The sequence below is a fragment of the Erwinia sp. TECH1 genome (assembly GCF_054057575.1).
The window spans coordinates 1,336,315-1,351,458 of the sequence record NZ_JBSRZK010000001.1; the positions used below are offsets into that span (position 1 = coordinate 1,336,315).

The following is a 15,144-nucleotide window of genomic DNA, read 5'->3' on the forward strand; positions in this document are numbered from 1 at the left end:
CTCTTTAACGGACCATCATGTTGTAATTGAGGTTCCACATAATCCATATAGAGCCCACTACGACAATCAGAATGATGACGGCGGAAAACACTATCGCCACCAGATTCCAACGCTGATCGGTAGACGTGCTGAGGTGCAGGAAGTAATAAAGATGCACCAGCACCTGTACCACGGCTGCAATCACCACCACGGCCAGCATCGTCGTTTTAGACGCGCCGCCTTCCATGACGATCCAGAATGGAATCGCAGTCAGGATGATCGACAGAATAAAGCCGATCATATAAGTCTTCACGTTACCGTGAGAGGTACCATGATCGCTTAATGTCTTGCTCATTACATGGCCCCCAGCAGATAAACAATGGTAAATACGCAGATCCAGACAACGTCCAGGAAGTGCCAGAACATGCTCAGGCACATCACGCGGGTGTGGTTGGTGGAGGTCAGGCCCTTAGTGGCAACCTGATACATCAGCACCAGCATCCAGATCAGACCTGACGTCACGTGCAGACCGTGCGTACCTACCAGCGTGAAGAACGCCGACAGGAAGCCGCTGCGCTGCGGACCAAAGCCTTCGGTAATCAGGTGATGGAACTCATAGATTTCCATCCCGATAAAGCCAAGACCAAACAGGAAGGTCAGGCCCAGCCAGCCGAGAACGGCAGACTTAGTCCCTTTTTCCATGCTGATAACGGCAAAGCCGTAGGTAATGGAGCTGAACAGCAGCAGGGCGGTTTCAACCAGAACAAACGGTAATTCAAAAATATCTTTCCCTGACGGGCCGCCAGCGGTGTTGTTGACCATAACAGCATAGGTCGCGAACAGCGTGGCGAAGATGATGCAGTCGCTCATCAGGTAGATCCAGAAGCCAAACAGCTTATTGGCTCCTGCATCGTGATGCCCATGCTCCGCATGGGCGTCGTGGTGCTTAGTCAGAGTTTCAGTTGACATTTTTCAGACCTGCTTTGCTAATTTCGTCAAAGTGCTGATTCTCGATTTTTTCGATCTCGGCAACGGGAACGTAGTAATCCACGTCATCGTCGAAGCTCTTGATAATCCAGGTAAGGATCATGCCGAGGAAGGTGAGACCAGCCAGCCACCAGATGTGCCAGATAGCGGCAAAACCAAACACCATGCTGAACAGACCGATGACCAGACCCGCGCCGCTGTTTTTCGGCATGTGGATCTCTTCATACTTAGCAGGACGTTTGTACGCTTCGCCTTTCTCTTTCATTTCCCAGAACGCATCGCGCTCGTGGATAACAGGCACTTCAGCAAAGTTGTAGAACGGTGGTGGTGAAGAGGTTGCCCACTCCAGCGTACGACCGCCCCACGGGTCACCGGTCAGGTCGCGCAGCTGCTCGCGGTCACGTACAGATACCCAGAACTGGGTAAGCTGGCACAGGACGCCACAAGCGATCAGCGCAGCACCGACTGCCGCAACCACCAGCAGAGTGTGGAACTGAGGATCGATATTCTGGCTCAGACGACGGGTCATACCCATGAAGCCCAGCGCGTACAGCGGCATAAAGGCAACAAAGAAACCAATGATCCAGAACCAGAAGGCGCGGATACCCCATTTTTCGTTCAGGCAGAAGCCGAACGCTTTCGGGAACCAGTAAGTCACGCCAGCAAAGCAACCGAATACCACACCACCGATAATAACGTTATGGAAGTGGGCAATCAGGAACAGACTGTTGTGCAGAACGAAGTCAGCACCCGGCACCGCCAGCAGAACACCGGTCATACCACCAACAGAGAAGGTGACCAGGAAGCCTACGGTCCACAGCATGGCAGAGTGCATCTGAATGCGGCCCTGGTACATGGTGAACAGCCAGTTGAAGATCTTAACACCGGTCGGGATGGCGATAATCATCGTCATGATACCGAAGAAGGCATTAACGTTCGCACCGGCACCCATCGTAAAGAAGTGGTGCAGCCACACGATGAAGGAAAGGACGGTGATAACAACCGTTGCCCAAACCAGCGAGGTGTAACCAAACAGGCGTTTTTTCGAGAAGGTTGCAACCACTTCGGAGAACACGCCGAAGACAGGCAGAACCAGGATATAAACTTCCGGATGTCCCCAGACCCAAATCAGGTTAACGTACATCATCATGTTGCCGCCCATTTCGTTGGTAAAGAAATGGAAGCCCAGATAACGGTCAAGGGTCAGCAGCGCCAGCGTCACGGTCAGAACCGGGAAGGAGACGATGATCAGTACGTTAGTACACAGGGATGCCCAGGTGAAAACAGGCATTTTGAACATGGTCATGCCCGGTGCGCGCATTCTCAGGATAGTAACGAAGAAGTTAATACCTGTTAATGTCGTCCCGATACCGGAGAGCTGCAGACTCCAGATCCAGTAGTCGACCCCGACCCCCGGACTGTATTCCGCGCCGGAAAGCGGTGGATAAGCCAGCCAGCCGGTCTGAGCAAACTCGCCCACACCCAGTGACAGGTTAACCAGCACCACGCCCACAGCCGTGAACCAGAAGCTCAGGTTGTTCAGGAACGGGAAGGCCACGTCGCGCGCGCCGATCTGCAAAGGAACAGCAATGTTCATCAGACCGATAACGAACGGCATTGCTACGAAGAAGATCATGATCACGCCGTGAGCGGTGAAGATCTGGTCGTAGTGATGAGGCGGCAGGAAGCCTGGATCGCCCATCGAGGCCATCACCTGCTGGCTACGCATCATGACCGCATCGGCAAAGCCGCGCAGCAACATGACGAAAGCCACGATGATATACATGATACCCAGTTTTTTATGGTCGACTGACGTCAGCCATTCAGTCCACAGGTATTGCCACTTACCGAAGTAAGTGATTGCTCCAGCAACAGCCAGACCACCAAGAATGATGGCGGCAACCGTAACCATGATAATCGGCTCATGGTACGGAACAGCATCAAGGGTTAATTTTCCCAACATCGTATTATTCCTCGGCTCCCGCGTGAGAGGCGTCGTTCATGTCCATGCCTTCATGCTCAGAGGACATAGCCATATTCCCGTGGTTCATCTTGAATTTGCCAATAACCTGCTTGAACAAATCAGGATTCGCCGTAGAGAAGAACTCCACCGGATGGTTTTCGCTTGGCGCAGCCAGTTTCTCGAAATCATCCATGGTCATCAGCTGGTTAGAAGACTCTTTCGCTTTCGCTACCCACTGATCGAATGCTGCATTATCAGGTGTGGCGATAGCTTTGAACTTCATGCCGGAGAAGCCGCGACCGCTGAAGTTAGAGGAGATACCGTCAAACGTGCCGGCCTCATTCGCGATCAGGTTCAGCTGAGTCTGCATACCCGCCATAGCGTAAATCTGGCTACCGAGGGTAGGAATGAAGAAGGAGTTCATCACGGAGTTCGAAGTGATCTTAAAGGTCACTGGCGTGTTGGCCGGGAAAGCAATCTGGTTAACGGTTGCAATACCCTGTTCAGGGTAGATAAACAGCCATTTCCAGTCCAGCGCCACCACATCAATCTCAATGGGTTTCACATTGGAAGCCAACGGTTTACTTGGTTCCAGCGCGTGGGTTGATTTCCACGTCAGGACGCCAAGGAAGAGAATGATAAGGATGGGCACAGTCCATACCACGGCTTCCACTTTATTCGAGTGTGACCAGTTTGGACTGTATTTTGCTTCGGTATTCGATGCCCGATATTTCCAGGCGAACACCACGGCCATCAGGACTGCGGGAATAACGACGATCATCATCAAGCCGAAGGCTGTCAGTATCAGCGAACGTTGCTCCATTGCAACCTGTCCTTTGGGACTCAACAATGCACTATCACAGCCACTTAACAATACAGTGCCTGCGATTAATGACAGAATCCCCAAACTTTTATTGTATTTCCTGAGTCTCATTTAACGACCTCAATGACAAGGGCTCTATTGTCGTTTAAGTGTGGCGGCATTTTACGGGAACGTTTCAGTACTGTAAACCAGCAACAGCTTGTGTCAGCGAGGTGTTGACACCTTTTGCAAACACTGTCACACATGTTTCGGAGGGTGACAAAATATGAATAATAGCAGGGCTTTGGGGGTGATATAACAAAAACAGATGGAAAATCCCCTTCAGAAATCAGGGTCGCTATAAACAGCGAAATTGGTACTCAATTATTTAACATAGCCGTAGCATTTGATCTATGTCAAATAAACAAAAATAGTTTCGCAGCGGTTGTGTTTTCTCGTTTTATTGTAAATGTAAAGACGAGAATCTTTAGGAAATAACGGACGAGGCAAAATAAGCGCAGCGGTGGAATTGTTAAAAAATGATTAAATTACCTACACCACTGCCGCTATTTACAGCGAAAAAAAAGGGCGTTTGTTACGTTGCTGTTAGCTTATTTTCTGCTATGGGCAATAAATAATAGCCGTTAAGGGTGCACAGAACAGCGCTGCTAATGTATTCCGGCTTCTTCAATGCTAACCCGATGTAATCAGACGGCACTGAGTTTGCCTTAAATCCGGGGTGGTCTGCATCCGCTTTCTCGGGTGAGCGAGCTTGTTACGTGAGGTTTATCACACTATTCACTCTGGTTATCAATTGTTGTTGACAATGGCAAACGCACATCAATGAGTGAAGCCCGGCCCGGCCAGACGGGTGACAACGGGAACCGCCGTCCGATTGCCGGACGGCAAATGACCTTAGTCCTGCGCGCTGCGCTGCGCCAGATAATCGAGCAGCGAACCCAGCATCACGCCCGCCAACCCCAGCAGCGCCGCGCCGCCAAACAGCGTTGCGAGTAAATGGTCGATATGCGCCACGCCCAGGGCATCCAGTGCCAGCAGCGCCAGCGCAATCCCCGCCAGCGCGCAGCCCAACAGCAGCAGACGGATAGCCCAGCGGTAGGCCTGTGGCCAACGATCGCGGGGAGCGAACTCGCGCGTTTTCTCTGCCCTGTCCAGCGTGCGCTTACAGCCCGCCAGCAGCACCATCCCCGGCAGCGCCGCCGCGACGGAAAAGGCGTAAAACGCGGGCCAGCCCCAGCCTGCCACAAACCAGCCCGCGACCGGCCCGACATAGACGCGACCGACGGCGGACAGGGCAGAAAGCAGCGCGAACTGCGTGGCGGAAAACGACTTGTTGCACAGCGTCATCAGCAGCGCCACAAAGGCCGCCGTGCCCATACCGCCGCACAGATTCTCTGCAAAGACGGCCGCCGCCATGCTGTAAAGGTGTTTGTCGGTCACCGATAGCAGCCAGTAAGCCAGGTTTGACAGCGCCTGTAGGATGCCAAACAGCATCAGCGCGCGATAAAGGCTCAGCCGCTGCATCAGTACGCCGCCGAACAGCGCGCCGATAATCGTGGCGAACAGACCAAGCGTTTTGTTCACCAGCCCCACGTCGCCTGCGTCAAAGCCCACGCCGCGAATAAGGAAGATAGTGGTCAGGCTGGCGGCAAAGGCGTCGCCAAGCTTATAAAGGACAATCAACGACAGGATCAGCCAGGCGTTATTACGGGTGAAAAAATCGCGCAGCGGCGCAATCACCGCTTCTTCCAGCGAGCGCGGCTGCACTATTGCCTCATCCGGTTCCTTCGCCAGTAGCGTGGCGATCACGCCCGGCACCATCATCGCGGCCATCAGCCACCAGATGGCCTGCCAGCCCAGATAACGGTCGGCCAGCCAGAGCGCCAGCCCGCCGGAAACCAGCATCGCCAGCCGGTAGCCGAACACGCTGATTGCCGCGCCGCTGCCGCGCTCTTCGGCAGGCAGGATATCCGTTTTCCAGGCGTCAAAAACAATATCCTGCGAGGCGGAACAGAAGGCGACCAGCACCGCCAGCGAGGCGAGCAGCGTCAGATCGCGTGACGGCTGCATAAAGCCCATCAGCGCAATAGCGACGATCAGCAGCAGCTGGGTCACCAACAGCCAGCCGCGCCGACGTCCTAAAAACGGCGGCGTATAGCGGTCCATCAGCGGCGACCAGAGAAACTTAAAGACGTACGCCTGCCCAACCAGTGAAAAAAAGCCGATGGTTTTAATGTCGACATTTTCTACGGCCATCCAGGCCTGTAACGTGCCGGACGTCAGCGCCAGCGGCAAACCGGAAGAGAAACCGAGCAGGAGCAGAAGGGCGGCGTTACGACGGGTGAAAATTTGCAGATAGTGACTGGGCATACAAACCTTAAACAGTGCCCGCCAGCGCGGCGGGCAAGGCTATATTAACGGGCGTTTTGCTTGATAAACTCGTGAATGCTGGTGTCCTGCGCCATATCGTCGATGACGTCGCCCAGCGTCGCGTTGACCGCGTTGGTGATCTTATCGTTGGTGGCGTTAAACGCGCCTTCGACGCTGTAGGTCTGACGGTAGTTTTTCACCTGCTTGTTGCCGTTTTTTGCGGTAGCAATAATAGAGATATCGGCCTTGGTGGTAATGCTGTAGCGCACGTTGCCCTGGGTAACGTCTGAATAAAGGTTGTTCACCACGATCTGCAAATCAACCGCGCCGTTCGGGCCGATCATATAGCCGCGCGCGCCCATTTGTTTCTCCAGCACTTCCTGAAGCAGGAAACGCAGATCGCGGGACGGGGTCAGCGTGACCAGCTGGCCGTCGCGGTTCACTTTGGCGAGCGCTTTATCACTGCGCTGATCGGCACCGTTAATGCTGACGGTGACGCCCATCAGGCTCGGATCCTGCTGCGGCAGTTTGATGACTGGCGAAACGTTCAGCGTGGTGCTGTTGGTGGCGCAGCCGGCCAGCATAAATACCGCCAGCAGAGGGAAGAATAATTTTTTTAGCATGCTTATGTTCTCGATTTTATGGGGTGTAGTCCGGACAAAACCGAGGTCATCATAACATTGCCTGTAGCAAGAGGAAGCCCCGGCGACGCGCAAATTCATTACCTTATCTTTTCACCCAGGCGGTCGGACGCGCTTTCTGGGCGCGGACAGTTGCAGCCGCCAGCGGGAAAATGCACAGTAGCGCGCCTGAACGGCGGATATTTTTCCGTAAACGGATCGGCAGGCGGCGAAATCCGGCTAATATTGAATAAGATGGGGCGCATCAGGTCGTAGAGGAGTGTGGTTATGATCCGCGAACAAATAGAAGAAAAGTTGAGAACGGCATTTACACCCGTGCACCTGGAGGTTCATGACGAAAGCTATCGTCACAATGTGCCTGCAGGGGCGGAAAGTCACTTCAAGATAGTTATCGTCAGCGACAGCTTTCTTAACCAGCGCTTTCTGATGCGGCATCGCGCCATTTATGGCGTGCTGGCCGACGAGCTGGCGGGAAGCGTTCACGCGCTGGCGCTGCATACCTATACCGAAAAAGAGTGGGTAGGGTTACAGGACACGGTTCCGGCTTCGCCCAACTGTCGCGGTGCCGGTACGCTGGCCTGAGGCAATCTCTGAAAATCTGAAGCGGCCTGCGGGCCGCTTTGTTGTTTCTGGTCGAAAAAACCGCGTTAACCCTTTCTTTTACTCCTTTCAGATGCAAAAAGCGTGAACCTTAACAAAATGGCGGCGCGTTGCAGCCTCGACTCGCTTTGCCGTTGCCGCTATAATGCTGCGTCTGTTTTTCCGAATGTCTTCGGGACGCTTCTGACAACAGGGAATGCGGTTCTGACATCAGAGGCCGTCCCGGTTCTTAGTCTTACTTTGCCCTGACGGGTAGAGCGAGTCTGAAGTTGACCGAGCACGTGATTTTTTGAGGTAATAAGATGCAAGTTTCAGTAGAAACAACTCAGGGCCTGGGCCGTCGCGTTACGATTACCGTTGCTAAAGATGTGATCGAAAACGCGGTGAAAAATGAGCTGGTCAGCGTAGCGAAAAAAGTGCGTATCGACGGTTTCCGTAAAGGGAAAGTGCCGATGACCGTGGTTGCACAGCGTTACGGCGCGTCTGTTCGTCAGGACGTGCTGGGCGATCTGATGCAGCGCAACTTTGTTGATGCGATCATCAAAGAGAAAATCAATCCGGCTGGCGCGCCAAATTACGTGCCGGGCGAATACAAAACCGGCGAAGACTTCACTTTCTCCGTAGAGTTCGAAGTCTATCCGGAAGTCGAGCTGAAAGGCCTGGAAGCAATCGAAGTTGAAAAACCGGTTGTTTCCGTGACCGACGAAGACGTCGATGCCATGCTGGATACCCTGCGCAAGCAGCAGGCGACCTGGAAGGAAACCGATCGCGCAGCGGCAGCTGAAGATCGCGTGACCATCGACTTCTCCGGCTCTGTAGACGGCGAAGAGTTCGAAGGCGGCAAAGCGTCCGACTTCGTACTGGCGATGGGCCAGGGTCGTATGATCCCAGGCTTTGAAGACGGTGTGGTTGGCCACAAAGCGGGCGAAACCTTCACTATCGACGTGAACTTCCCGGAAGACTACCACGCTGAAAACCTGAAAGGGAAAGCGGCGAAGTTCGAGATCGTGCTGAAGAAAGTTGAAGAGCGCGAGCTGCCGGAATTCACCGAAGAGTTCATCAAGCGTTTCGGCGTGGAAGATGGCTCCGTAGCGGGCCTGCGTACCGAAGTGCGTAAAAACATGGAGCGCGAGCTGAAAGGCGCCGTGCGTAACCGTGTGAAGACTCAGGCTATCGACGGCCTGGTCAGCGCTAACGACATCGAGGTGCCGGCTGCCCTGATCGACAGCGAAATCGACGTGCTGAAGCGTCAGGCTGCACAGCGCTTCGGCGGTAACGAGAAGCAGGCTCTTGAGCTGCCTCGCGAACTGTTCGAAGAGCAGGCTAAGCGCCGCGTGGTGGTTGGTCTGCTGCTGGGCGAAGTTATCCGCAGCCACGAGCTGAAAGCGGATGAAGATCGCGTGAAGACCCTGATCGAAGAGATGGCGTCTGCCTACGAAGATCCGGCTGAAGTGATCGAGTTCTACAGCAAAAATAACGAGCTGATGAACAACATGCGCAACGTCGCGCTGGAAGAACAGGCGGTGGAAGCCGTGCTGGAAAAAGCCAAAGTGACCGAAAAAGCGACAAACTTCCAGGAACTGATGAACCAGACCCAAACGGCCTGATCGTCTGATTTTTCAGGATAAATTAAAGCCCGCGGTCATCATGACCGCGGGCTTTTTTCTTTTATCCGCCGGATGGCGTGACATTATGGGCCTTATTCGCTCATTAAAGCGGCAAATTATCGACTATGCTACTTTTCCTGGTTAGCAGCCGCCTGAAAACGTTGTTATGCTTGAATTAGCGGGGGTGTATCCCCAGATAGTAAAGTTACGGTAAGGCTTTAGGATCGCCGATAGCTTTCGGGTGAATAAAGTTGGGGACATAGTGTTCCGGAACGCTCTCAAGTAGAATTGGTAGTGTGGCCAAATGAAAAATCCAGGAGACGGTAATGTCATACAGTGGCGAACGTGAACAAACAGCACCTCATATGGCTTTAGTGCCAATGGTGGTTGAACAAACTTCTCGCGGAGAGCGTTCTTACGACATCTTTTCCCGCCTGCTGAAGGAGCGCATTATCTTCCTGACCGGCCAGGTCGAGGATCATATGGCGAACCTGATCGTCGCGCAGATGCTGTTTCTGGAAGCAGAAAACCCGGAAAAAGATATCCACCTTTATATTAACTCTCCTGGTGGCGTAATTACCGCGGGCATGTCTATTTACGACACCATGCAATTTATCAAACCTGACGTCAGCACCATCTGTATGGGCCAGGCCTGCTCAATGGGTTCTTTCCTGTTGACCGCCGGCGCGAAAGGCAAACGCTACTGCCTGCCGCATTCCCGCGTGATGATCCACCAGCCGCTGGGTGGCTTCCAGGGTCAGGCGTCGGATATCGATATTCACGCGCGTGAAATTATCAAAACCAAGCAGATGATGAATGAGCTGATGGCCAAACATACCGGTCAGAGCGTCGAAACCATCGAGCGCGACACCCAGCGCGATCGTTTCCTTTCTGCCAGCGAGTCGGTGGAGTACGGTCTGGTCGACGCCATTTTGAACCAGCGCGGTTAAGCGGCGCTGGTTGGTAAAAGAGATTGCTGCCGTCATAAAGGCAGACTGACGGCCCGGGCCGTCAGCGTTAAACAAGAGGGGCAAGTTAATGACAGATAAGCGCAAAGACGGTTCAGGGAAGCTGCTGTACTGCTCTTTTTGCGGCAAGAGCCAGCATGAAGTCCGCAAGCTGATTGCCGGCCCGTCAGTGTATGTCTGCGACGAATGCGTCGATTTATGTAACGACATCATTCGCGAAGAGATCAAAGAAGTCGCGCCCCACCGCGAGCGCAGTTCGCTGCCGACGCCGCACGAAATCCGCGAGCATCTGGACGACTACGTTATCGGCCAGGAGCGGGCGAAGAAGGTGCTGGCGGTGGCGGTCTACAACCACTACAAGCGCCTGCGCAACGGCGACACCAGCAACGGCATCGAGCTGGGCAAAAGCAACATCCTGCTGATTGGCCCGACCGGCAGCGGCAAGACGCTGCTGGCGGAGACGCTGGCGCGCCTGCTGGACGTGCCGTTTACCATGGCCGACGCCACCACGTTGACCGAAGCGGGCTACGTGGGCGAGGACGTGGAAAACATCATCCAGAAGCTGCTGCAGAAGTGCGACTACGACGTGCAGAAAGCGCAGCGCGGCATCGTTTACATCGATGAAATAGACAAGATTTCCCGCAAGTCGGACAACCCGTCCATCACGCGCGACGTGTCGGGCGAGGGCGTGCAGCAGGCGCTGCTGAAGCTGATTGAGGGTACGGTCGCCGCGGTGCCGCCGCAGGGCGGGCGCAAGCATCCGCAGCAGGAGTTTCTGCAGGTGGACACCTCGAAAATCCTGTTTATCTGCGGCGGCGCGTTTGCCGGGCTGGATAAGGTGATCTCGCAGCGCGTGGATACCGGCTCGGGCATCGGCTTTGGCGCGACGGTAAAAGGCAAGGCGGAGAAGGCGACGGAGGGCGAGCTGCTGGCGCAGGTGGAGCCGGAGGACCTGATTAAGTTCGGTCTGATCCCGGAGTTTATCGGCCGTCTGCCGGTGGTGGCGACGCTGACCGAGCTGAGCGAGGAAGCGCTGATCCAGATCCTGTGCGAGCCGAAGAACGCGCTGACCAAGCAGTATCAGGCGCTGTTCAGCCTGGAAGGGGTGGAGCTGGAGTTCCGCGAAGAGGCGCTGAAGGCGATAGCGGGCAAGGCGATGTCGCGCAAAACCGGCGCGCGCGGGCTGCGCTCAATCGTGGAGGGCGCGCTGCTGGACACGATGTACGACCTGCCGTCGATGGACGACGTGGAAAAAGTGGTGATCGACGAGTCGGTTATCGCGGGCGAATCGGATCCGATGCTGATCTACGGCAAGGGCGAGGCGCAGCAGGCGTCCGGCGAATAGTTCTCTGTACGACCTGTCCCCCTGAAAAAGAGAGCCTTCCGGCTCTCTTTTTTTTATCGGCCCGATCTTTCAGCCATTGACCGCCTGAAAAGCCAGACGTGGAGCCTGCTGCCTGTCGTGCCCTCAGCCTGCTCTGACGCTACGGCCCCGCAGCATCTTCCACGCGCCGCCTCTTTCAATCAAATGGTAGAGATGTTTTGAAATAAACAGCGACAGCGCGATAAACAGCAGCAGAACCGCCACCTTGATCGGGGAAGAGTCCAGGCCGACACGGGCAAGATTATTAAAGACAATCCACTTCGCGGTATAAAAGTTGGCATGGAAAAGATAGAGCGAATAAGAGTACATGCCGATAGCGTGAAGTTTATCGTAGGCAAAGCCTTTAAAATCCTCCATGTTGGCCATCAGCAGCACAAAGGTCCAGGAAGGCAGGCATGACCCCAGCAGATCGCGGATTTGCAGATTGGTTACGCCCTGTCTGGCCATCAGCCACAGCAGCAGCATAGCGACAGGGATCAGCAAAAATACGGCGGGATTTTTTTTCACGTGATGGAAACCCAGCTGCCGTCCGCACATGCCGACGATAAACGACAGCAGCGCAAGGTTGCCCGCCACGGATTTGAACGTAACGCCGTGCCAGCCCAGATAGCCGTCATTACCCCAGGTCATGTTGGTCGCAATAAGAATGGCGAGCATCGCTACGGTGGTAAAGGAGAAAACAAAGGCTTTTTTATTCAGCAACGTTTTGCCTACGCAAAGCAGCAGATAAAAATAGAACTCGTAGACCAGCGTCCAGGCCGCCGGATTCGCCATCGATTCCGACCAGTTATAGGGCAACGCCTCTCTGTCCCACTCCGTCCAGGGGATGAGAAAGAGATTATGCAGAAGATAAGTTAATGAGCCGGTCTTGTGGAGCGTATATAAGATAAGGGGAATGGAGAGGATGAGGTAGGCGGGATAGATCCTTTTTATTCTGTTTTTAATAAAGGCGCCCGCTGACTGATCCTCTCTGAAGGTGTGCATCATAATATAGCCGCTCAGGAAGAAGAACATCGATACGCCAACCTGTCCTGCACTGAAGAAGTGAGCAACGGCGCGGGGTGAGAGATGCTCCAGCACCACGCACAGCGCGGCCAGCCCCCTGACAATCTGCAGATTGTAGATTTCTTTACGGATCATTTTCTTTTCCTTAACCATAAACGGCAAGGAATATACACGGAGTTATGGCTGGTACATATTCCTGGGCGGGAGATTCGGATAATGCTTAGTTTTACTTATGATTTGGCAGCGAGGCAGAATAAAAAAAGCCTCCGGTTAAGGAGGCTTCAGGCTGCTGAAAATTAAAGGGTCTGTACGAACTGGTTTTTTACAGCGAAACATCAGCTTCGTACAGCAGAGGCTGAGCGGATAAACGGACCGTTTGGCGCATGGACGCGCCAACCGAGCCTCCACGGACAGATCTGCGGCGTATCCGTGTTCCGATCTGCCTATGGTGTTATTCTCCGGCCCGAACGCGACTTAATGAAAGGGCAGGAGTTTGTCAGCAACCTCAGCCTCCGGTTAAGGAGGCTTCAGAAGGAAGGAAAAGGGATTAACCTTTCAGCTCGTCCCAGTGGGTGATCAGATGGCTGGCGATGCCGTATTCAATCGCCTGCTGTGGACCCATCCAGTAGTTGCTGTCCGTATCCTGTTCCACTTTTTCCAGCGGCTGGCCGGTTGCTTTGCTGATCAGCCGGTTGATACGGTCACGCGCGCGCAGCAGCTCGTTGGCTTCGATTTCGATATCGGAAACCTTGCCGCGCACGCCGCCCAGCGGCTGGTGGATCATAAAGCGGGTATTAGGCAGCGTATAGCGATCTTCTTTCTCCGCCGCCAGGAAAATGGTGATGCCCGCGCTGGCTACCCAGCCGGTGCCGATAACCTGTACCTTCGGCTTCACGAACTTGATCATATCGTGAATGGTATCGCCAGCTTCGACGTGGCCGCCCTGACTGTTGATAAACAGCTTGATCGGCTCATCGCCCATTTCCTGCAGGATCAGCAACTGGGCGGTAACTTTCTCCGCCAGCGCCTGATCGATTTCGCCAGAAATGATCACAGATCGGGCTTGCAGTAACTTGTTAAGCGCCAGAGAGGATTTCTCTTCCGGGCTCTCTTTCTTTGGCTCCTGAGACATTATTTAGACTCCATAGGAAACGATCTGTATAAGTGACAAGAGTTTAGCATAATCCATTCAACAGCTAAATCAACTGTGGCGGCGCTGAATGATTGCCTGCCAAAACAGCGGCTTATTAGCCGTTCCCGTTACTTTTCATCACCTGGCGCCCGCTGCCTTACCGGATACTGATAAAAAATCACGGCGGCTGACAGGCGCAGCGCGTCCCGGTTTTGCTGCCAAAACGCCCCTGAAATGCGCTATATTAGGATCTGGTCCATTAATGAACACAGCCTGTAAGGGCCGCTGATAAGCCATGAGGTTAACTGATGACAGATAAGCGCAAAGACGGTTCAGGGAAGCTGCTGTACTGCTCTTTTTGCGGCAAAAGCCAGCATGAAGTCCGCAAGCTGATTGCCGGCCCGTCAGTCTATATCTGCGACGAATGCGTCGATTTATGTAACGACATTATTCGCGAAGAGATCAAAGAAGTTGCGCCCCATCACCGCGAGCGCAGTTCGCTGCCGACGCCGCACGAAATCCGCGAGCATCTGGACGACTACGTTATCGGCCAGGAGCGGGCGAAGAAGGTGCTGGCGGTGGCGGTCTACAACCACTACAAGCGCCTGCGCAACGGCGACACCAGCAACGGCATCGAGCTGGGCAAAAGCAACATCCTGCTGATTGGCCCGACCGGCAGCGGCAAGACGCTGCTGGCGGAGACGCTGGCGCGCCTGCTGGACGTGCCGTTTACCATGGCCGACGCCACCACGCTGACCGAAGCGGGCTACGTGGGCGAGGACGTGGAAAACATCATCCAGAAGCTGCTGCAGAAGTGCGACTACGACGTGCAGAAAGCGCAGCGCGGCATCGTTTACATCGATGAAATCGACAAGATTTCCCGCAAGTCGGACAACCCGTCCATCACGCGCGACGTGTCGGGCGAGGGCGTGCAGCAGGCGCTGCTGAAGCTGATTGAGGGCACGGTCGCCGCGGTGCCGCCGCAGGGCGGGCGCAAGCATCCGCAGCAGGAGTTTCTGCAGGTGGACACCTCGAAAATCCTGTTTATCTGCGGCGGCGCGTTTGCCGGGCTGGACAAGGTGATCTCGCAGCGCGTGGATACCGGCTCGGGCATCGGCTTCGGCGCGACGGTAAAAGGCAAGGCGGAGAAGGCGACGGAGGGCGAGCTGCTGGCGCAGGTGGAGCCGGAGGACCTGATTAAGTTCGGTCTGATCCCGGAGTTTATCGGCCGTCTGCCGGTGGTGGCGACGCTGACCGAGCTGAGCGAGGAAGCGCTGATCCAGATCCTGTGCGAGCCGAAGAACGCGCTGACCAAGCAGTATCAGGCGCTGTTCAGCCTGGAAGGGGTGGAGCTGGAGTTCCGCGAAGAGGCGCTGAAGGCGATAGCGGGCAAGGCGATGTCGCGCAAAACCGGGGCGCGCGGGCTGCGCTCAATCGTGGAGGGCGCGCTGCTGGACACGATGTACGACCTGCCGTCGATGGACGACGTGGAAAAAGTGGTGATCGACGAGTCGGTTATCGCGGGCGAATCGGATCCGATGCTGATTTACGGCAAGGGCGAGGCGCAGCAGGCATCTGGCGAATAAATAACCACATCTTTCCAACCGGTTAGCGCAAATGGGGGAAATTTTTCCCCCATTTACTTTTCTCTCGCACATAACGTTGAATGTCTTACATTCATCCCC

The 15,144-nt window shown here is 54.7% G+C and carries 13 protein-coding genes; 5 read left to right on the top strand and 8 right to left on the bottom strand.

The window, feature by feature from the left end:
* Window positions 1–4: 4 nt before the first annotated feature.
* The 6 genes from ACVWZ0_RS06185 to ACVWZ0_RS06210 form a co-directional block, all read right to left on the bottom strand.
* Window positions 5–334 carry a cytochrome o ubiquinol oxidase subunit IV gene (locus tag ACVWZ0_RS06185; protein WP_125288421.1) on the bottom strand — a complete coding sequence of 110 codons (330 nt, stop codon included), beginning with the start codon at window positions 332–334 and terminating at the stop codon, window positions 5–7.
* Window positions 334–948, bottom strand: coding sequence for a cytochrome o ubiquinol oxidase subunit III (locus ACVWZ0_RS06190; RefSeq protein ID WP_253455061.1), 615 nt, complete (start codon window positions 946–948; stop codon window positions 334–336). The genes ACVWZ0_RS06185 and ACVWZ0_RS06190 overlap by 1 nt, the downstream gene beginning before the upstream one ends.
* Window positions 938–2,929, bottom strand: coding sequence for a cytochrome o ubiquinol oxidase subunit I (gene cyoB / locus ACVWZ0_RS06195; RefSeq protein WP_253455059.1), 1,992 nt, complete (start codon window positions 2,927–2,929; stop codon window positions 938–940). The genes ACVWZ0_RS06190 and cyoB overlap by 11 nt, the downstream gene beginning before the upstream one ends.
* Window positions 2,930–2,933: 4 nt before the next feature.
* Window positions 2,934–3,863 (bottom strand): cytochrome o ubiquinol oxidase subunit II, encoded by a 930-nt coding sequence (gene cyoA, locus ACVWZ0_RS06200; protein ID WP_125288424.1) that lies wholly within the window; start codon window positions 3,861–3,863, stop codon window positions 2,934–2,936.
* Between the two features lie 783 nt (window positions 3,864–4,646).
* Complete coding sequence (gene ampG / locus ACVWZ0_RS06205; protein ID WP_253455057.1) at window positions 4,647–6,122, bottom strand: muropeptide MFS transporter AmpG; 1,476 nt, start codon at window positions 6,120–6,122, stop codon at window positions 4,647–4,649.
* A gap of 44 nt (window positions 6,123–6,166) precedes the next feature.
* Window positions 6,167–6,745 carry a lipoprotein gene (locus ACVWZ0_RS06210; protein ID WP_253455055.1) on the bottom strand — a complete coding sequence of 193 codons (579 nt, stop codon included), beginning with the start codon at window positions 6,743–6,745 and terminating at the stop codon, window positions 6,167–6,169.
* Window positions 6,746–7,030: 285 nt separating this feature from the next.
* Here ACVWZ0_RS06210 and bolA point away from each other — a divergent pair, with 285 nt between their 5' ends.
* The 4 genes from bolA to clpX (ACVWZ0_RS06230) all read left to right on the top strand — a co-directional run bounded on the left by bolA (window position 7,031) and on the right by clpX (ACVWZ0_RS06230) (window position 11,283).
* Window positions 7,031–7,345, top strand: a complete 315-nt coding sequence (gene bolA / locus ACVWZ0_RS06215) for a transcriptional regulator BolA (protein WP_253455054.1) — start codon at window positions 7,031–7,033, stop codon at window positions 7,343–7,345.
* A 320-nt stretch (window positions 7,346–7,665) separates the two neighbouring features.
* Window positions 7,666–8,970: a trigger factor gene (tig, locus tag ACVWZ0_RS06220; RefSeq protein WP_253455053.1), complete on the top strand. Its 1,305-nt coding sequence runs from the start codon at window positions 7,666–7,668 to the stop codon at window positions 8,968–8,970.
* A gap of 326 nt (window positions 8,971–9,296) precedes the next feature.
* On the top strand, window positions 9,297–9,920 hold the full coding sequence (gene clpP / locus ACVWZ0_RS06225; RefSeq protein WP_125288429.1) for an ATP-dependent Clp endopeptidase proteolytic subunit ClpP: 624 nt from the start codon (window positions 9,297–9,299) through the stop codon (window positions 9,918–9,920).
* A gap of 88 nt (window positions 9,921–10,008) precedes the next feature.
* Entirely contained in the window at window positions 10,009–11,283 is a 1,275-nt protein-coding gene (gene clpX, locus ACVWZ0_RS06230; RefSeq protein ID WP_253455051.1) for an ATP-dependent protease ATP-binding subunit ClpX, read from the top strand.
* Window positions 11,284–11,406: 123 nt separating this feature from the next.
* On the opposite strand, the gene ACVWZ0_RS06235 is transcribed toward clpX (ACVWZ0_RS06230), so the two are convergent.
* Window positions 11,407–12,462: an acyltransferase family protein gene (locus ACVWZ0_RS06235; protein ID WP_253455050.1), complete on the bottom strand. Its 1,056-nt coding sequence runs from the start codon at window positions 12,460–12,462 to the stop codon at window positions 11,407–11,409.
* Between the two features lie 412 nt (window positions 12,463–12,874).
* A complete protein-coding gene (locus tag ACVWZ0_RS06240) occupies window positions 12,875–13,459 on the bottom strand; it encodes an ATP-dependent Clp protease proteolytic subunit (RefSeq protein WP_253455049.1) in 585 nt (194 codons plus the stop codon).
* A gap of 308 nt (window positions 13,460–13,767) precedes the next feature.
* On the opposite strand from ACVWZ0_RS06240, the gene clpX (ACVWZ0_RS06245) reads away from it, so the two are divergent.
* On the top strand, window positions 13,768–15,045 hold the full coding sequence (gene clpX, locus ACVWZ0_RS06245; RefSeq protein WP_253455047.1) for an ATP-dependent protease ATP-binding subunit ClpX: 1,278 nt from the start codon (window positions 13,768–13,770) through the stop codon (window positions 15,043–15,045).
* The last annotated feature ends 99 nt before the right edge of the window (window positions 15,046–15,144 follow it).